The sequence below is a fragment of the Nitrosospira briensis genome, from assembly GCF_900115125.1.
GTDB lineage: Bacteria > Pseudomonadota > Gammaproteobacteria > Burkholderiales > Nitrosomonadaceae > Nitrosospira > Nitrosospira briensis_A.
On the sequence record NZ_FOVJ01000001.1, the window covers coordinates 162,468 to 181,729 of the forward strand.

Sequence of the window (19,262 nt, forward strand, 5' to 3'; positions counted from 1 at the left end):
TTTTCGGTTTTCCACTGTCATGGCGGGCGCAGGATGGGTAAAGCGAAGCGCAACCCATCATTGGATAACGCCCCCGCCCCACTCATCAATGTTAAATCATACTGAAATGATCAGCCTGACCGCTATTTCCCGCGTGTTTCATATGGGTGATCAGGAAGTGCGCGCGCTCGACAGCATTGATCTCGAAATCGGATCCGGCGAATATGTTTCGATCATGGGACCTTCCGGCTCGGGCAAATCCACTTTGCTCAATATTATAGGATTGCTGGACCAGCCCGACAGCGGGCGCTATGAACTGGATGGCAAGGATGTCACCGGCTTGTCCGAGGTCGAGCAGGCGCGTGTGCGGCGCGAGAAAATCGGATTCGTGTTTCAGTCATTCCATCTTGTGCCGCGTTTGACGGCGGCGGAAAATATTGAACTGCCGCTGATAATAGAGGGCGTTACTCCCCCGGAGCGGAAATCCCGGGTAGACGAGGCATTACTGGGATTCAATCTGAGCGACCGCGCCGGGCACCGCCCCGCGGAACTATCGGGCGGCCAGCGGCAACGGGTGGCAATCGCGCGCGCGACGATTTTGCGTCCCACCGCCCTGCTGGCGGACGAGCCCACCGGCAATCTCGATCATCGCATCGGCGCGGAGGTCATGGCGCTGCTGGAGGGGTTGCATGAGCGCGGAACGACGCTCATCGTGGTTACTCATGACCGGGAACTTGGTGCGCGGGCACATCGCCGCATTGCCATGCGCGACGGCGAAATCGTGGCGGACGAGAAATGAACCGGGCACAACTCGCTGGCGCGCGGTACCCCCGGCCCGGCCTGGTGTCCAGGTAGTAATCGAAGCGCCCCCATGCAGCACATCGAGGTTGCTCTTGCGCTGACCGTATTCATTGTGTTTTCCTGTACGGCTCACGCGGCCCTTATTGGCCAGGTAATAAATATTGCTGAAGGCGACAATATGATCGTGGTAATAGATAAGCAGTGGGTAAGGGTGCGGCTGGCGGGAATTGAAGCGCCGGAAACAAATCAGCCCTTCGGCACGCGTTCCAGACAATCTCTTTCCGATCTCTGCTTTTGGCAGCAGGTAGTCGTGACGCCGAAAGGGAAAGACCAGTATGGGCGCATGCTTGCGAAGGTTCGCTGTGGTGATGTGGATGCGGGAACGGAACAGGTGAAACGTGGTTTGGCCTGGAAGTATGACCAGTATGAGAACGATTCCAGCCTCAAGCCCGTCCAGGAAGAAGCCAAGGCCGCCAAACGCGGATTATGGGCTGATCCCTATGCGAAACCGCCTTGGGAATGGCGTGAAATGTGGGACTAGCCTGCTGTCCAGCCTGAAGAGACAAGCCATGCTCCATCTGAAAACCGTCGGTAAATGAAGCTGCGCGACACCTTGCATCTCTCCCTGAGAACGGTTGCGAGCTACAGAGTTCGCTCACTGCTCATTGTTCTGGCAATGGCATTGGGTGTGGCGGCAGTCGTGGTGCTGACTGCATTGGGCGATGGGGCGCGCCGATATGTCGTTGGCCAGTTTTCTTCAGTCGGCACCAATCTGATTGCTGTCTTGCCAGGGAGAGCTGAAACCTCAGGTGGGTTTCCCGGTGCGGCGCTAGGACAAACTCCTCGAGATCTGACCCTGGAGGACGCCAGGGCGCTCGGCCACCTTCCAGAGGTCAGGCGTTATGCGCCGCTTAACGTCGGCGTTGCGGAACTGGCGAGCGCCGGCCGCCTGCGGGAAGTAACCGTGCTCGGCAGTACGGCCGATATACTGCCCGTACGGCATATGAAGCTCTCGCAGGGCGGTTTTCTTGCTCATGAAAAAGGGGCCGGGCATAGCGCGCAAATTGTTTTGGGCGCCCAGCTTGCACAGGAGTTTTTCCCCCAGAGCAGCGCTGTCGGCCAGCGAGTCAGGCTCGGCGATCGCCGTTTTCTGGTTTCGGGCGTGCTTGCACCCCAGGGTGAATCGATGGGGTTCAATTCTGATGAAATTGTCATCATCCCCATTAATTACGCACAAGCGCTATTCAATACTTCCTCGCTCTTTCGCATATTGGTGGAAACCAAAAGCCGCGGCAGCCTTGCTTCGGCCAAGGAGGCAATTCGCGATATCCTGAAACAGCGCCACGACGGAGAAGAAGACGTCACCGTCATTACGCAGGACGCGGTGCTTGCCACTTTCGACCGTATCCTGCAGGCGCTGACGCTCGGGGTGGGCGGCATTGCCGCCATCAGCCTGGCTGTGGCCGGCATACTGGTGATGAATGTGATGCTGGTCGCGGTAAGCCAGCGCACTTCGGAAATCGGCCTGCTGAAAGCCGTGGGTGCGCCTTCAGCAGACATCCACCATTTGTTCCTGGCGGAGGCGCTGTGGCTGTCGCTGGCAGGCGCCATAACCGGCTTTGCGCTCGGCCAGTTCGGCAGCTTGCTGATCCGTTTGGCCTATCCTCAACTTCCGGCGTGGCCACCCATCTGGGCCAGTTTTGCAGGGGTCGCGGTTGCATTCGTAACCGGCATATTGGCCAGTCTTTTGCCTGCCGCCCGGGCGGCCAGGCTCGACCCCGTGCGGGCTCTCGGCGGGAAATGAGCCCGGTAATGACAAAATGATGGTTCAAAAATGAGCCCCGTTGATACGCTGCGTTTCGCCTTGAACTCGCTCACCGCTCATCGGCTGCGCACTGTCTTGTCCGCAACGGGCATAGGGATCGGTATTGCGGCGGTCATCCTGCTGACATCCATCGGCGAAGGCATCCACCAATTCGTGCTGTCCGAATTCACCCAATTTGGTACCAACATCATCAATGTCACGCCGGGTAAAATCAGCACGCATGGCGCATCCCTGGGTGCGATCGGGAGCGCGCGGCTGCTCACGATCGAGGATGCGCTCGCGTTGAAGACTTCGCGTTACGGGCAGTACATCAATGCGGGCGTAATAGGTAACGCGGAAATTCGCGCCCGCGGTCGCAGCCGGCGCGTTACCGTCTATGGCGAAGGTCCGGATTTCGCCCGCGCATTCAGGATGAAGGTATCAGCCGGCCAGTTTCTTCCTGCTGACGATCCTCGTAATCCACGCGCATACGCCGTGCTCGGATCGAAAGTTCGTACCGAGTTGTTCGGCAACGCCAACCCCCTGGGCGCCACCTTGCAGGTCGGCATGTCGCGCTTCCGGGTGATCGGGGTTATGGAATCCAAAGGGCAGGTGCTGGGGCTCGATCTGGACGATACCGTTTTCATTCCTACCACACGCGCCCTGGAAATCTTCAACCGTGAAGGCGTAATGGAAATCAACATCGCTTATCGGCCGGGAGCTCCGTTGCAGGCCGTGGTTGACGACATTCGCCGCATTCTCGTCTCGCGGCATGGCCGTGAGGATTTCACCATTACGCCGCAAAAGCAAATGCTGAAAACGCTAAGTACCGTATTGGACGTGTTGATCTTCGCAGTTGCCGCGCTTGGGGGAATCTCCCTGCTGGTGGGCGCCGTAGGCATGGTCACGCTCATGCATATCGCGGTTACGGAACGCGTTGCCGAAATTGGCCTGCTCACTGCACTAGGCGCGACGCGGGCACGCATCCGCATTCTGTTCCTGATGGAATCCACACTGCTGGCGGCCTTGGGTGGATTGGGCGGATTGGCTGTCGGTGCCGGTATCGCCTTGCTGATAAAGTCCTTGGACCTCGGCCTGCCTGTGCATATTCCGTGGAATTATGTTCTGGGAGCGCTGGCGATTTCGGTGCTGATCGGTCTTGCCGCCGGTGTTGTTCCAGCGATGCGCGCCGCACGGCTGAACCCCATCGAAGCGCTCCGAGCCGAATGAAAGTATTACCGATGAGGAGGTGCCGCTCCAGTTAGTAGCGGCTTGCAGTTGCAATAAGCGAAGCGCGTTGCACCGTATGGCTGAGCGACGTGAACTTGGTATTTGGCGCAAACGCGCTTCGCTTATTGCACCCTACGGATTCCTCCCGATTCCACTGTTCGATCCTCAAGCGTCAGTTTGCTTGTTCCTGCGCAGCCAGCGAAAAAAGAATACGTAAATGAAGGCGGGGAGGAACGGAAGAATCCACGGGAACATCTGGGAAAACCATGCGGACAAAAAGCTGTCCGCATAACGGGCCTTCGCAGCGGCGCAGGCCTCGGCAGAAGGCAAGCGGCACGCAAGCTCGATCTCCAAAGACACCTGAACATGGGCGCGCCAGAGCCAATACGCCATCGCTGCCGCAAAAATAATCAGCAGCAGCGCAAACAAGTTTACGCGGCCTTCTTGTCGCAGCATGGTTTTCTCCAGATCGGGAAGCGTGTTAAGGGAAGGAGCCTGGCAGTCGTGACTGAGGCTCAAAAGTTCCGCCTGAATTGAAGGAATTTCTCGACTTAGTTCCTTCGATGATGTCCTCCCGCTCAGATATTGTCAAGTGGGGCAGTCCCCAGGAAATGACATTCACCTAATTGCGATGGTGTCTTTCAGGATATGCTATTTATATAAAATTCGGTGTTTACGGGCGGTTCAAGCGTTACGGAAGCGCGTATGCTTGAGCAATATGATAGATAGTAGCGGCAGCGCGAAACCGATTATGGTTACGGTGATCAACAGCATGCCAAGCTCGCTGTAGTCGGCGGCAATCGCGATCTGGCCGCTATCAGGATCTCTTACTTCGCGGGTAACCACAAAGATGTCGTTCATGTACTTGGTCCCGAGTTGCGATGCGGACAAGGCAAGGTTGGTGAATGACGCCATCACCGCAAAGAAAGTCGCCTTGAGTTTTTCGGGTGCGGAATTGGCTATCCACGCCAGCATCGGGATCATCGCAATCTGTCCCAGCGGGGATTCGAGCGCGGTATCGATCACGGCGATGAATCGCGCATCCACGACGCCGCCGGTATGAGCGGCAGTCCATTCATGCAAGCCGTAATACATCCCGATTGTTGGTAGCGATAGAAAAGTACCCGCAATGGTGAGCGCGCCGATAATATAGGCAATCGAACGTTCGGCCATAAAGCGGCGGAAGATGAACATGCCGGCAAGAGTCAAGGTCGCGCCAATCAGTGACAACGTGGCAAGGAACTGCTGATCGAAGCCCAGGCTGTCTATCATCCACCATGTCGAGCCCGCGCCCGGACCCGGTATGGCGCGGAATACAAATATCAGAATAGCGGTGCCCACCAGCACATTGCGCGCGTCGGGTTCAAGTTCGCCTGTCAGCCGCCACATCAGGAATAAAACGATAGCCATTGAAACGGTAAAGATAATTTCTTCGCCGCCGGGGATACGGCTTAAACCGACGCTCAGGGATATGGCGGTGAAAGCCAGCCCGCCGCCAAGAATCCACCAGTTGACGGGGGGAGGATCGGTGTAAACCCCGAGCAGCGCTTCAGATTCCTGCCGGCTATGCCCCTGCGCTAAAAACCGTTTGATGTCGCGCCTCCGCAACCAGGAAGCGAACAGCACACCGGCCACCGACACCAGCGGGATGATCAAGGCGAGTTCATAGACGAAGAGATAAGCCGCGGCTTTCTGCGCGTCCGGTAATTCGCCTACGCCTTGCAAGACAAAAACGTTCACTACCGAGACCAGAATTCCCCCGGTAATGATGGCGACACGCCCGAGAGTCTGCATGGTGACATGCATGGACTTGCGATTTTCAAGCGGCAGCGGATGCCCATGAGCATCTACGCGCGGCACCGCTTCCACCGTCATGGCATCCGCCACGACGTCCTGAAGCACAAAACCGATGGGTCCGAGCATGGCCGATGTGACGTACCACGCTTCCACCGTAACTACAGCCCGCATTGCGTCCAGGTGCCCAAGCAGCCCGATCATGATCAGCAGGCTCAGCGTTATGAGGCCAGCGCCCAGGTAGACGAGCAGGCTCTTCCATCGCCAAACCAGATCCACCAGATGACCTAGCGGCATCTTCAATGCCCATGGCAGCATCATCCAAAACCCGAGCGCCGCCAGAAACTCGGCGGAAAGCCCCAGGCGCTCCTTGACGTAAAATGTACCGACAATTGCGGTCAGGCCGGAAATACCTGCCGCGGCGTAGACCATGAGCGGAGGCAGATAGGACAAGCGCATCTCGCGCCCAAGCGCGAAAATGTTGGCATCGAGCCATCGGCCGACAGTGCCGGCCAACCCGAGTGCTGGAGGTGCGGTTGTCATAACGACGGCTTTCTCATGATATTAATCGACGGGGAGCGGTAAAAATCTGTGCGATATCCCGCGGCCGTGAAAGTCTGACCCTGCTTGAAACCGGATTTCGGCAGGTCACGCCGGGCCGATCTGCTTTCTGAGGCTATCCCAATAAGTAGTCGCCACGAAAGCGTTGGCACAAGTCAGCGTCGTCAGCGCCACTGCGCGATATACAACGCTACGAGGCGCTTTGATATTCACCGCCGGGTTGAGCAAGTCAGGAGCAACCGCGACCCGTTTCAGGGTTTCGCCGGCCAATAGTATCGGCCACATGCAGGCCAGCCGCTGGCGAATCTCGGAAACAGGAATCGCCATAGTATAAATCCAGCCCTGATCCAGGTGGTCCATGGCAAGTCCGATGAGCTGATCCAAAACCGGCCTGAATCTCGGCAGGCTAGCCTCAATCAGCAGGTCAGCCGGTTTCAACCCGGCTTCAGCCAGGAGCGACTCCGGTACATAGCAGCGGCCATTCTGCAAGTCGCGGCCAATGTCTTTAACGATGTTTGTAAGCTGCAGACCCTTTCCGAACCTCACGCCAATAGCCGACATCTCCGGGACATTCCAGTTGGCCATCGTCTGCCGGTGCGCACAGACCATTCTGGTCCAGAATTCTCCGACACAGCCAGCCACATAGTAAGTGTACCGGTCCAGTTCGTCCAGCGTGGACAGTGCGGTAAGTTGCGAGCTTGACTCACCGGGGAAACGGGTGAGATCCATTTCCATCCCCCTGGGTAATACTTCCATCAGCCATCGGATTCGCTCCTGATCGCCGACGGAACATGCCTCGTACAGCTTGAAGCAGTCTTCCAGCCGCTGAAGAAGAATGCTCTCCCCGGAATCTTTCTGATGCGGAATCAGCGCGGTTTGAATCTCCCGGATTGCATTCCAGTCAATCCCGGCGGTTGTGAACTGCGCACGGAACTGATTAAGGTATTTCAGCCGCTGCGCCCGATCGATGAGATCCGTATCTGCGATGGTATCGGCTGCGCGCGCAAAGAGATACGACAGCCCCATCTGATCGCGCACGCCAACCGGCAGCACATTGAGTGTGAGATAAAACGAACGCGAAACCTGCTTGAGAATGCCATGCAGAAGCTCGTCTGTAGCGGGGAGGGTATTCAAAGATAGAAATTCCAAAGCCACTCGTCAGCAAGGGGCGAACATTACATGCTGCCGAGCATGAAGGTCAAGACGTGCGTCTCTCGGGTTGCAATTTCAGGCGCGAAAGAAGCTCCGAATTTTAAACGAACGGAGTTAAGGAAGCCTAAGAAAAGACACGATGATTTGGATTCGACTAAAACTAGGTCGAATTAATTATTTATGCTGTTCACGTACCGACTATAGGATGCGTGGAGCGCAGCGCAACCCATCAAAAGCGGCTTTACGACTTTGAGTTCGGCACATTGGGGGTGAGTGGAGAGAGTTGCGCTAATAACAATGGATGAGAGCCAAGTGGAACAATCGCTCTTGAAACCGTTCGCCTGTAGCGCGGAGGGCGTTCAAAGAGAGAAATTCCAAAGCGCCTGCAAATCCGATTCTGTCACGTCTCCCCGATTTATAGTTATATCTTTCTTGAGATAGCGCATCGCTTCGCTGCAGGCTCTCAGCACAAACAGCGAGGTCGCAACCTCGCTGCCCACCAGAATTCGGGTGGGGTGACGCATGCGGTTCCATTCATAGGCCCGGTAAGGATGCCTGCCTCTACCTTCCCCTGCTGCCTGGCTCAGCACCTTGAGGCCAGCAGCAATCACGCCGTCATGTTTCGGCTCATATGCCAGCAGCACGAGCGCGGATACTGCCAGGGCGGCATCGAAGGCATTTAGGGAATATCCGATCAGCTCATCCTTGCAATACTGCTGGGCAATCCAGCGCATATCTTCAATTTTTCCTTCAGGGTCAAGGATCCGTTTATCTACATCGGTGAGTGTTCCGTAAGTCTGGTACATTCGCCCCAGGTAATAGACATAAGTTTCCGGCAGATAATACTTGTGGGCCGTTTCATGACGGAAATTACCGCTTGCGAAGGCTCGATGATGGAAATCAAGCAACCGCTGTAAAAATGCCAGGTTTTCACCCTCCAAAGCCAACCATTGTTTCCGGTTGACAAGAATGGCGTCCAGGATATCCATGTTATGACCCGGACAAATCTCGTTACCCAGCATTTCCCTGATTATCCTGCCGTCATCGTTCCTGAAGGTTTTGTCAAACCATATCGGCACGGCGCCCATGTAATCCAGCGGCCTGGTGATCTGAATGGTGGGTGGATTCGAGTTGTATTTACCTCCTACCTGGTACTCGCTGATAATTTCCACCCAGGGATAAGCCAGCAGTGAATTGCAAGCTGCGAGAAGCTCTTTGTCCACCGTCAACTGCTCCCTCTGCACGAAATCAAGCCACTTTCTCGCCATCGCCAAGGTGAGAAAGGTCGTATCCGTATCCGGAACGTACTCGCCGAATCCCAGATCGCGCTTCTTTTGCCAGGAAGCTTCGGACAGCCGACACAGGGGTCTTCCCTCGGGATCTTTTGGCAAGCAAGTGATGGCTGGGTGCTGAATGTGCTTATTCGGAGTCTCGAGCCACTCCTGGCTGCTACATACGCAATAGCGCAGTAGATTTTCCAGAATCGGGACGATACGAGGATAATGTTGTCGCCGTGAAGTATCCGAGACTAGAAACACCAGCAGATGCTCGAAAAAATTGACATCTGAAAAGGCAATCCTGTGCCAGATCCAGGCAAAAGATGCGTCCATGGGCTCGGAAATCCCGCGATAGGGCTTACGGATGAGCCTGAGCCTGGCGGGATTCGTCATAAGAAAACATCGTATTAACGCAAATAATACCGTGATATTTTTATATTCGAACGAACCAAGCCCCTGTAGTACGTTGATAAAATTCCTGCCATCCATATGGTCATCGCCGGACAGCTCGACCTGTGCCGCAACAGGGAACCAGGGATCGTTCTTGTCTTTATCCCAAATCCGTAAAATGTCCTGCAGACAGTTATCGATCATATTCTGCAAATCTGTCTGAGTCAGTTCGCCGTCGATCTGCTCAGCCTTTTCGCGTTGCTGCCAATGGGGATTTTCGATGCTGTCAAGAAGTCGAGCCAGACAACCGAAGGTTGCTTCGATCCACAGTGGGTCTTGCCAATTATCAGCGCTAGCCTGCATGGCTTTACGCATCATCTCCTGATAAGGGGATATTTCCGTCAACTTTATGGCGGGATGTCGGCAATGCTCCAGAATCAAATACTTCAGGACGGGATGGCCCGCCAGTTTCTGGTATACGAACCGAAGATTGAATCCGGGCGGGGTATGACACTCTCCTCCAAGAATCGGCTGATCGCAGATCTCATAGAGGTTCGCGTTTCTTGTCATTGCTTTTGTTCCGCTGATCGATCTGCTGAAGGTCCACTGTGCCAGCTCGGCAAACTCCGCAGCTCAGCCGGGCAATCTTCGCCCTGCCGGAATTACTCGTGCTGCGAAATTCTAGGTGCGAATCGGCACGGCTGCTTTTTCCCTTCGCCCGACCCATAGCCCAAGCAGCGCCATTCCCGCGAGCATCATGGCGTAGCTCGCCGGTTCTGGTATGGCCGCGATCATCCCCACTTGTCCGTTGATGCTTACCAGGTACAGGTTGCCGGCAGCATCCTCGCCAAACGAGGTAATACCGCCTGTAATGCCGGATGGGGACAGGAGTTCGGCGGTGCGGTCCATGAGTGTCCCATTCGGGTCGGCAGGCAGGAAGGACATCACCTTGTCGTTGACGAAATCGGCGAAGAAATAAGTACCTTCCAATCCATCGATCGCTGATCCATGGTAAACATAGCCCCCAATGACTGAGGCACCTGCGTCGGTATGGTTATATTCGAAGATTGGCGGCGTGTGATTCGCGATCTCCGGATCGTCAGGAAAATTCAATCGCGTACCCTCGAACTTGCGCCACCCGTAATTCGCGCCAGCAACTCCAATATCGATTTCTTCGCGATTGTTCTGCCCGACATCGCCGATATAGAAAGTGCCCGTTTCCCGGTCGAAACTATTGCGGAAAGGATTGCGCAGTCCATAAGCATAAATTTCAGGGTTGATTCCCGCGACGTCCGGATTGTTACCCGCGATGTTGCCCGCCGGTATCGTATAGCCATACTGAGCGGGGTCTCCAGGAGACTGATCGGCGGATACATCCACCCGCAGAATTTTCCCTAGATTCCCGGAAAGGTTTTGGGCACGATTTTCGGGATCATTACGGAAGCCCCCGTCCCCGGTGGCGATGTAAAGATTACTGGACTCGCCGGGACGAAAGCCTATCCAGCCAGCCTTATGGTTGTTGAACTCGGGTTGCTGGACAGTAAGCACGGTTTGCCGGCTTGCGGCATCTGCTATGTTTGATTGGGCCGTGCCTACCTGATAAGTGGCGACCACTGTATCAAGCGTTGTCCTGTCGATGTAATCGACATAAAAGCGGCGGTTGCTCGCAAAATCGGGATCAAACGCCATGCCGAGCAGGCCGCGCTCGCCCTCGGTATTGACCGAGCCGGACAGATCGAGAAACGGGGTTGGCAACACCGTTCCGTTTTGAAGCACTTTGATCAGTCCGCCCTGCTCGACAATGAAAAGCCGCGAATCTTCGGGGGGCGAGGTGAAGAACAAGGGCCGGTCAAGACCCGTGGCGACGATTTGGGTTTGCAACTGCGCAAGTGCCGGTTGCGTACAGACGGTAGCGGCAAAAGCGACGGAAAGCAGGGCGGAAAAAGATTTGATCATGATAACTCCTCAAAACCAGGTTGAGATACGGAGTTCAATGTGAAATAACGGCGGAACCGTTCTTTTATATAGGTAAGGCAAAGGGGATTGTCAAACCGGAAATGGAGCTACGCCACGCATCCGGAAAGTAGCCGAGTAGCATTTGCAGCAAGCAGGAAGCAGGCGGGTGAGCTGAGCTTGCCCATTTACGTTTATACGCATTAAGAAAAAGGACGTCAGGCCACCGAGCCGGGGTTGAGCCTTCCCGGTAGGATAAAAAAGAAACCGGATCTTTCCGGAGGGAAATAATTACGGGGTTTTAGTGAGCGGACGCAGATGCAAGGTCTGTTCGGGTGGGCCGGGAAGGAACGGCGTCTGCTTGCCATTAACCCAATCGGCGTGCCCGCTGCCGTAATAGGGCGAGAGCGGATGTCCGCTCTGCCCGCCGGGCATTGCGAAATAGCCATGCTCTTCGCTGCCGGGTGCAACAGCGAAACGATTCGAGGCCCCAAAATCCGGCGACTGCACGCGGGGCATTTTGCTATCGCCCGGCAATTCGTCCTTGGGCATGTCGAGCCACCGTGAGGTAAACGCCGGCAAAGCCTGGCTGAGCGGGTGACGGATGCGAACCGTATTGCGCTCACCCCAGGTGCGCGCGGCGATACCGCCGGGCTGACCTTGCATGCGCTCAGCGACGTGTTGCACGGACCTATCGAGCAAATCTTCCCAGTCGGTATAAATCGGCAGCAACAGATGTGGAGGACGGCGTTCGATCAATGCCCAGACGGCATGTTCCGCCTGACTCAGCGTTGGCAGCACAAAGTCTGGATGGTCGGTCCGGACCGCTACTTCAAAACCGTCGAGTACCTTGTGGAGGACCTCCTGGCGGAAGGCGCGCACCATACGGTAAGCAACCGATGGCGGGGACGCATGTCCATCGCCATTTTCAAGCATCCGCTGCATCTCGGCTCTCCAGGGCGCTGCTTCCGCACGGCTCAATGTCAGTTCGAGTAACTGTTTCCAGCGCGTGAGGAACAATGCGCGGTCATCGAGCTGAATTTCCAGCATATTGACGGGGGAGAAGTGCTGGCCTTCGTGCAAGCTGTCGCGGATCTGCTTTGCGCGGGCACCGAGATCATATCCGCCATCGCCGAGCTGGTCGAGCATGGCGCCATCAACGGTGCGCGCATTCGCGGTCCACAGGCGCTGCCGTGATGGATCAACGATCAGTGGATACTGCGCGGGCGGTAGCCAGCCATTCCATCCTGTCTCCGGCAAACTCCAGTCCGCAGGGAGCGCGGGATCATAACCGCCCGTTCGCGCCGGAATCCGGCCGGCGATCGTCCAGGCAATTTTACCCATCCGGTCCCCAACGACAAAGTTTTGCGCCGGAATCCCTGCATTCTGTGCAATTGCAATTGCTTCGTCTACGTTTTCAGCTTGCTCAAGCTGTGCGAGCTCCATATTTACCGCTCCGGGGCGGTGGGCGGTCCATGCAAGCGCGAGCGGCACGCCATCATGATCTGTTGCCAGGATCGGCCCCCACTCGGTCTCGTAAACATCCAGTATTTCATCAGGTGCGTCGCGCGCACGCAATACTTCACGGTGGACGATAATGGGTTTCCACCCGGTTGCGCTGCGGTAGCGCAAGGCATCGGCGGGATGTGGCGCGATGCGCACCCAGTCGATAAAATCGCCATAACTGTTTGTAAAGCTCCAGGCAATATTGCGGTTGGAGCCGACGGCGATAGCCGGTGTACCAGGAAGGCTGACGCCGGTGACATCATTCATCAGTTCGGGGCGGCGTGAATTCGGATAGATCAAGCGCGTGCGGAACCAGATATTTGGTACGCGCAGCTTCAGATGCATGTCATTAGCAACCAGTGCAGCACCTCCGGCCAATGCCAGCGGGCCGGCTACCGCAAAGCTATTACTGCCCGGCAAGTCGTCTGTGGCTTCATCCGCACTATACTCATCGGTACTCGGCATGAGGCCGGGGTCGAGCTTGCGCAGGTCAAGTTCGTCAGCGGATGGAGGCTCCGGCCAGGGCAAAGCTGTGCCGGTGAGCGGTGCATCCCAGGCGCCGCCACTGGCGGTTAGAAACCGGTAGGCGGATTCCGGCAGGGCCGATCGCATCATGGAGAAGGCAGGTTCGCGAGGATCGTCTGTATCATTCAAGGTAAAATACATTGCCTGAACGACCAGAATGCTATCCTCGCTGCGCCATGCGACAGGGTTGGTGCGCGTCAATAGATATGGGAAGGGATTCGTCGCAAGCGCGTCCAGGCCGTGATTTACCCCGTCGCGATATATGTCGAGCAACTGCTTCTGTCCGGCCGGCAGTTCTTCCAGCATTGCCGATGCACGTGCGCGCATGCGGTGTTTCCGCGCTTTCCGGTCGACTGGCAAGGCGGCTGATCCAAACAATTCGGCCAGTTCACCGGCTGCTTTTCGCCGCATCAGGTCCATCTCGAAGAAGCGTTCCTGCGCGTGAACATAGCCGAGGGCCCAGACCAGATCGTGGTGATCCCTCGCTCGAAGTGTCGCACTGCCCAGCGCATCCCGTTCGACGATCACCGGCGCAGTCAGGCCGCTTACCTCCACTGTACCCTCATATCGCGGCAGACTGCCGCGCAGCACAAGCCACCCCGTGCCCGTCAGCAGCAACGCTATCACAAGAAATGCAAGCAGAAATCGGTAGACGGGGCGGAGCGCGGAAGTCATGCGTGGAAAATCAGGACTCAAGACACGTGTGACAGATGTGTACTAATGGATCATGCTGCCATTTATGGTCAGACACCCATCAAGGCCGCTGAACAGCTCAAACAGAGTCCAGTTTTTGCCGAATGAACTCGATGCGTTCGCGGTTCACGCCCAGATCCGATTTCCCGAGACGTGATGCTGAACGAACCTGGATGACTTTGCTATCCGGATCAAACCAGAACTCGGCGTCATCCACGTATTTCATGAGCCGTGTGGTGAACTGCACATAAAGATACCCTGGTTCCCTTTTGACTATTTCCGCGCCACTCATACCCTCGATAATGCCGGCAATGCGATCCAGCGTTGCGGCTGCATCGCCTTTCAGCGGCAGCGGCGCAATATCTGCGTAAGCGCGCTGGGGATGGTCCGGATATAGCGAGGCCTGGCTGGACACGCTGTTAGAGGTCTTCGAGGGCGGCTTGAGCTTTCCGTCGTGGATGCCTAGATCGGTAGGGGGAGTGCCCTTGAGCAGTCCGAGTTGGCCGGCAAGCAGTCCGGTGATAACAACAAGGGCAACGACGATAAGCGCCCACTTCATGATGGCCATTTCAATTCCCCTCGACAAGAAGTGCGATGGAGGCTGCCGGGCCTGCGTACTCATGGGCAGTGGCGGCGTCATCATGATGATCCACCGCCAATCTGGCCCACTTATTCCGCATCGTCCCTCAGTGGAGCATGCGAACACACTCTACCGGTAATGCTGTAAGGCCAGAATGCTGATACTACTTGGTTTTGCTGTTGGCCAGAACGAATTCCGCTAGGCGTTGCGCTGGCTCACCTTTAATATTCGGGAATGCAGTCATCCCCATGCTTCCCTTCTGCACTTTCTGGATGATGGCATCCTTGTTCGCCATTTTGGCGTCTATGGTCATCACGGTGTTGCCGGATTCGGGTTTATGGCATTTTGTACAGCTTGCATAAAAGATATCTTCCCCGGTGGCATCCTCGGCTGGCGTGTAGTTATCGGTCTTCGAGCAGCCCGCCAGGCTGACCAATGCGGAAATTGTCAACACCACGGTCATTTTCTTCATTTTTCTACTCCAGTTTTACAAGATAGGATTTCATCATTTTAACGTGTCAAGGGTCGGCATTATATCTTTCTATCTGATGGTAGCGGTATATGTTATCACTTAAGCCTGTGCCGGCAGGCGGCCGAGCAGCCGAAGGCCAAGCAGCACGGTGATGGGGAGATAAATGAACAGGCCGGTAATACCCATCAGAGATTCACCAATCCAGAAAGTGATGGCGAGATTGAAGATCAATACTCCATAATAAAGACCGCAGCCCAGGAGTACGCGTCGGGTTACGAGCGGGGCAGGGGAGAGGCCCGTCTGAAGAAACTTGCGATCGAGGGGAAGATAGGCCCCAAGCGAAAGGAAGGCCACCACAGCCCAGCCAATGTAATTTGCAATCGGCACGCCAAAGTGTGTGCCGGGATCGGGATAATAATATATCCGCCCGAGGAACCATCGTTCGCCGCGTAGCGTGACCGGATCAATAACAATGTCGAGGTATGTGAAAAAAAGTATCGTCAGCAGCATTACGGGCCAGCCGGTTCTTGCCGTAAGCGGAAACCCCATTCGGATAAGATTGATCCTGGGGCTTCGGTTCTCCATGCTCTCGGCGGGCAGGAGAAAAGCCAGGGCCATGCAATAGCTTGCATAGAGAAGAAAGGGAAACGAGAGAGAATCCATAAACGGGACATTCAACATATACAATTCCTCCCCGACTGTTGAACCGGTATAGTGATACCAGCCGAACGGAATCCCCGTATGGGTGGATGAGAATTCGCACAGAAATGCCACAATGAACGTGATCCCCATGAAATAGCCGGTTCTGCGCCAACCGATCAGCCTGCCTGCCAGGAACAGGAATACGGCGAGGAATACGAATACGTAGGGACGAAGGACAACCGTCTTTAGCAGGAGGTCAAGGAATTCCATCGGATTATTCAGATGCTCCGGCTGTTGGGTAAATTAGGTTGCTGAGCTTCGGCATGCACCGTTTAATCGGCGGCTCAAACAGCGCATTTGCTATTAATTTAATATCCGCTCATACCGATATCCGATGTCGGTAACGCTCAAGCTCTTTTCAAGCTCTTCTGCTGCTGGGGAGGCCGGCGATTATATCCTGCGGATTCAGTGTCATTGAACTTACCTATGCCGGGCAGAATCTGATGTGCGACCGAAGGCGGAAAAAGCAGGGTTCCTGTATCAACAAGCATATCTGGCACAATAAACAGGATTTACCAACGTCATTATAAACCGGTAGGCCGATGTTTATTAAGAATAAGTGGTATATCAGAGCTCAAACTCCCGATCAAATCCGTAAATACGCCGCATTTTGCTGCTTGCCTGTCATCATTAAAGTTGTAGTGTCGCATTTTTATTCCTGATGATTCCATGGTGAGGCGCGCGCTCAAGTTTATTGTCTTCGCTGTTCTGGTCCTGCTTCTTGCTGCGCTTGCTATCGCAGCCTTCGTTTTTTACCTGGAAGTCCAGAATTCCACGCATCAGGCGCGGCAATTGTCGAAATTGGCCGATGACCTGCGTTGGGAGATGAAAAGCGGCCCGAACGATGATCTCCATCTTTCGCAAGCGGGGCCATATGATGTTCGCCTGGGCTATAGCCGGCTGCCGATAATGTTGCAGCATCTGGCGAAACAAGGTTTCCAGGTACATGCTCAGGCGCGGGTTTCCCCACGCATGAAGGAGCTCGTTGGCCAGGGCCTGTTTATTCCCTACCGGGAGAAATCCCGAGCGGGTCTGGAAATAACTGCGGCTGACGGCCAGCCATTATATCGGGCCATGTTTCCGGCTCGCGTCTACGAAAATTTCGAATCGGTTCCGTCTGTGGTGACGGACAGCCTGCTATTTATCGAGAACCGCGAGCTGCTGGATTTAGCTCATCCAAAGAAAAACCCGGCTATCGATTGGAACCGGCTGGGCAAGGCGGTGCTGGATAAGATAATTCAATTTTTCCGCCCCGAGCATGATGTGTCGGGAGGCAGCACACTCGCAACCCAGATCGAAAAATACCGGCATTCTCCCAATGGAATGACGATGACCGCGGCAGATAAGCTCCAGCAGATCGCGTCGGCCTCCGTACGCGTGTATCTGCATGGCGAAAACACGCTGCCAGCCCGGAAGCAAATTGTAGTGGATTACCTTAATACCGTCCCGCTTTCGGCAGCTCCAGGCTTTGGAGAAACGAACGGGATAGGAGACGGGCTCTGGGCATGGTACGGTCTGGATTTCGACGAAATCAATCACATCCTGAATTCCCGGTTCGTGCAGGGGGACGCCCTTATCGAAACGGCATTTCTTTACAAGCACGTGCTGAGCCTCATGATTGCCCAACGCAGGCCTTCGTACTATCTGCTTGCCGGACGTGAGGACCTTGTCGAGCTTACTGACAGCCATTTGCGGGTTCTGGCTCAGGCTGGTGTCATTCCCGTGCGTCTCAAGGACGAGGCGCTCAAACTGCCGCTCCGTTTCCGCGATACACCCGCGCCGGAAGAAACCAGGAATTTTTCCGAGCAAAAGGCTGTAAATGCTGTTCGCATGCGTCTTGCCTCCCAGCTCGGGTTACGGCGCATGTATGACCTGGATCGTCTGGACTTATCTGTGCAAAGCACGCTCGACGTAGCGCTACAGAAAAAAACGACCGATATACTGAGGCGTCTCAAGGATGCGGAGTATGCGCGGGCCGTCGGCCTTTACGGACACCGCCTGCTGGGTACGGAAGATCCGGCAAAAATTATCTACAGCTTCACGCTTTCCGAACTGACGCCGGAAGGGTCCAAATTCCGGATACTGGCCGACAACTTCGATCAGCCCCTGGACATCAACAAGGGTACCAAGCTGGATCTGGGTTCCACCGCAAAATTACGCACCCTGGTGACCTACCTTGAAATTGTCGAGGCACTGCATGAAAAATACGCGGAGCTGGACCTGAAGACGCTACGCAGACAGGAAGTGGACCCTGGCGATTTTCTTGGCCGCTGGGCGATAGCCTATCTTTTGCAAAGCACGGACAAGAGCCTGGCATCCATGCTGAACGCGGCGCTGGAGCGCAAATATTCGGCCAATCCTGAAGAAAAGTTTTTTACAGGGGGGGGCGTCCATGTTTTTCATAATTTTGTACGTCAAGATGATCGCAAGATTCTAAGCGTGCGTGAAGCGACAAGGAATTCGGTCAATCTTGTGTACATCCGCTTGATGCGGGACATTGTGCGCCATTACATGTTCCAGGTCACGGGTTCCTCCGCCAGAATACTCAAGGATGTCGGGAATTCTGGCCGGGCCGAATATCTCAGGCGCTTTGCCGACAAGGAAGGCCGGGAATTCATCAATCGGTTTTATCTAAAGTACAAGAGCAAAACGACGAGACCAGGCGAGGTTGGCGACGCGTTTTTTTCCAGCTTCCGGCACACGCCCCGCCGTTTGGCGGCCGCTTACCGCTATATTTACCCTGAAGCCACGCTGGCAGAATTCAGGAAGCTCATGGCGCCGCATCTGCCGGGTTTTAAAGGCGTCACCCCGGCAAAGCTTGAGGATTTATACGAGAGCTATGCCCCCGGCAAGTATTCGCTGGCCGACCAGGGCTATATCGTAACTGTCCACCCTTTGGAATTGTGGCTGGTGCGCTACCTGACCGCGCACCCGCTTGCGCAGCACAAGGATGTGATCGAGGCCAGCAAGGACGAGCGCATCTCCGTCTACCACTGGCTATTCAAGACGGTGAACAAGAACTCGCAGGACGTTAGAATCCGGGGTCTACTGGAGCTTGAGGCATTCCTGGAAATCCATCGAAACTGGAAGCGCCTCGGCTATCCTTTCGATTCGCTGGTTCCGTCGCTCGCCACGGCCATTGGCAGCTCGGCTGATCATCCAGCCGCGCTTGCCGACTTGATGGGCGTCATCCTCAATAATGGAGTCCGGATGCCTTCCATGCTGATTGAACGCCTGCACTTTGCGGCCGATACTCCTTTTGAGGCAATAGTGGAACGAGCGCCCGTTCAGGGCGAGAGAATATTTTCTCCAGAACTGGCCTCAGCAGTGCGCAGCGTACTGACAGACGTGGTGGAGACCGGTACGGCTTCGCGGCTTGCACGAGCCATGGTGGAAGAAGATAGCGGCGAAATCTTGATCGGCGGCAAGACGGGAACGGGAGATCATCGTCATGTTACGTTTTCCTCGCCGGGCGTTATCAAGGAATCAAGAGTTGTAAACCGTTCCGCCACTTTTGTATTCTTTATAGGCGACCGTTTTTTCGGCACGATGACTGCGTTCGTGCCGGGCGCGGACGCGGCCAAATATACGTTTACCTCTGCGCTCTCCACTCAGGTCATGAAGCATCTCTTGCCCGTCCTGAAGCCGCTTGTCGACAAGGCCCAGCCTCTGCCGGAGCAAATGCCGGGAATACGCGCGGTTAAAAGCGATCTGCGTGAAGAAATCGAAAATCGGGAGATGAATCCAGGATGATCCGGCCGGTGCAGGACGAGTCAAGGAGGTCCACTTTCGCGTTTTGTAATTCCTCGGAATAGAACATAATAATATTATGCGGAAACCGGG

Annotated in this window: 14 protein-coding genes; 5 read left to right on the forward strand and 9 right to left on the reverse strand. The window is 55.4% G+C overall.

Translation table 11 applies throughout. The features are described 5' to 3' along the window. Window positions 1–106 precede the first annotated feature (106 nt). From BMZ14_RS00695 to BMZ14_RS00710, 4 genes are all read left to right on the forward strand, one after another. Window positions 107–778 carry an ABC transporter ATP-binding protein gene (locus tag BMZ14_RS00695; protein WP_074795384.1) on the forward strand — a complete coding sequence of 224 codons (672 nt, stop codon included), beginning with the start codon at window positions 107–109 and terminating at the stop codon, window positions 776–778. Between the two features lie 72 nt (window positions 779–850). Beyond that, window positions 851–1,321, forward strand: coding sequence for a thermonuclease family protein (locus BMZ14_RS00700; RefSeq protein ID WP_074793611.1), 471 nt, complete (start codon window positions 851–853; stop codon window positions 1,319–1,321). 54 nt (window positions 1,322–1,375) lie between these two features. Continuing rightward, a complete protein-coding gene (locus tag BMZ14_RS00705) occupies window positions 1,376–2,584 on the forward strand; it encodes an ABC transporter permease (protein WP_074793613.1) in 1,209 nt (402 codons plus the stop codon). Window positions 2,585–2,614: 30 nt separating this feature from the next. Next, window positions 2,615–3,814, forward strand: coding sequence for an ABC transporter permease (locus tag BMZ14_RS00710; RefSeq protein WP_074793615.1), 1,200 nt, complete (start codon window positions 2,615–2,617; stop codon window positions 3,812–3,814). Window positions 3,815–3,979: 165 nt separating this feature from the next. Here the strand turns inward: BMZ14_RS00710 and BMZ14_RS00715 are convergent, their stop codons facing one another. The 9 genes from BMZ14_RS00715 to BMZ14_RS00755 all read right to left on the reverse strand — a co-directional run bounded on the left by BMZ14_RS00715 (window position 3,980) and on the right by BMZ14_RS00755 (window position 15,629). Next, on the reverse strand, window positions 3,980–4,333 hold the full coding sequence (locus BMZ14_RS00715) for a hypothetical protein (protein WP_256208276.1): 354 nt from the start codon (window positions 4,331–4,333) through the stop codon (window positions 3,980–3,982). Between the two features lie 165 nt (window positions 4,334–4,498). Continuing rightward, on the reverse strand, window positions 4,499–6,151 hold the full coding sequence (locus BMZ14_RS00720) for an MFS transporter (RefSeq protein WP_074793619.1): 1,653 nt from the start codon (window positions 6,149–6,151) through the stop codon (window positions 4,499–4,501). 105 nt (window positions 6,152–6,256) lie between these two features. Then, window positions 6,257–7,303, reverse strand: a complete 1,047-nt coding sequence (locus BMZ14_RS00725) for a phytoene/squalene synthase family protein (RefSeq protein WP_074793621.1) — start codon at window positions 7,301–7,303, stop codon at window positions 6,257–6,259. Window positions 7,304–7,680: 377 nt separating this feature from the next. Further along, complete coding sequence (locus tag BMZ14_RS00730) at window positions 7,681–9,558, reverse strand: hypothetical protein (RefSeq protein ID WP_074793623.1); 1,878 nt, start codon at window positions 9,556–9,558, stop codon at window positions 7,681–7,683. Between the two features lie 111 nt (window positions 9,559–9,669). Further along, window positions 9,670–10,944: a PQQ-dependent sugar dehydrogenase gene (locus tag BMZ14_RS00735; protein ID WP_074793625.1), complete on the reverse strand. Its 1,275-nt coding sequence runs from the start codon at window positions 10,942–10,944 to the stop codon at window positions 9,670–9,672. A gap of 288 nt (window positions 10,945–11,232) precedes the next feature. After that, complete coding sequence (locus tag BMZ14_RS00740) at window positions 11,233–13,647, reverse strand: penicillin acylase family protein (RefSeq protein ID WP_074793627.1); 2,415 nt, start codon at window positions 13,645–13,647, stop codon at window positions 11,233–11,235. Between the two features lie 97 nt (window positions 13,648–13,744). Beyond that, window positions 13,745–14,233: a DUF1499 domain-containing protein gene (locus BMZ14_RS00745; protein ID WP_074793629.1), complete on the reverse strand. Its 489-nt coding sequence runs from the start codon at window positions 14,231–14,233 to the stop codon at window positions 13,745–13,747. Between the two features lie 175 nt (window positions 14,234–14,408). Continuing rightward, window positions 14,409–14,717, reverse strand: a complete 309-nt coding sequence (locus BMZ14_RS00750; protein WP_074793631.1) for a c-type cytochrome — start codon at window positions 14,715–14,717, stop codon at window positions 14,409–14,411. Window positions 14,718–14,816: 99 nt separating this feature from the next. Further along, window positions 14,817–15,629, reverse strand: coding sequence for a carotenoid biosynthesis protein (locus BMZ14_RS00755; RefSeq protein ID WP_074793633.1), 813 nt, complete (start codon window positions 15,627–15,629; stop codon window positions 14,817–14,819). A 459-nt stretch (window positions 15,630–16,088) separates the two neighbouring features. Here BMZ14_RS00755 and BMZ14_RS00760 point away from each other — a divergent pair, with 459 nt between their 5' ends. Continuing rightward, on the forward strand, window positions 16,089–19,172 hold the full coding sequence (locus tag BMZ14_RS00760; RefSeq protein ID WP_083396566.1) for a transglycosylase domain-containing protein: 3,084 nt from the start codon (window positions 16,089–16,091) through the stop codon (window positions 19,170–19,172). The last annotated feature ends 90 nt before the right edge of the window (window positions 19,173–19,262 follow it).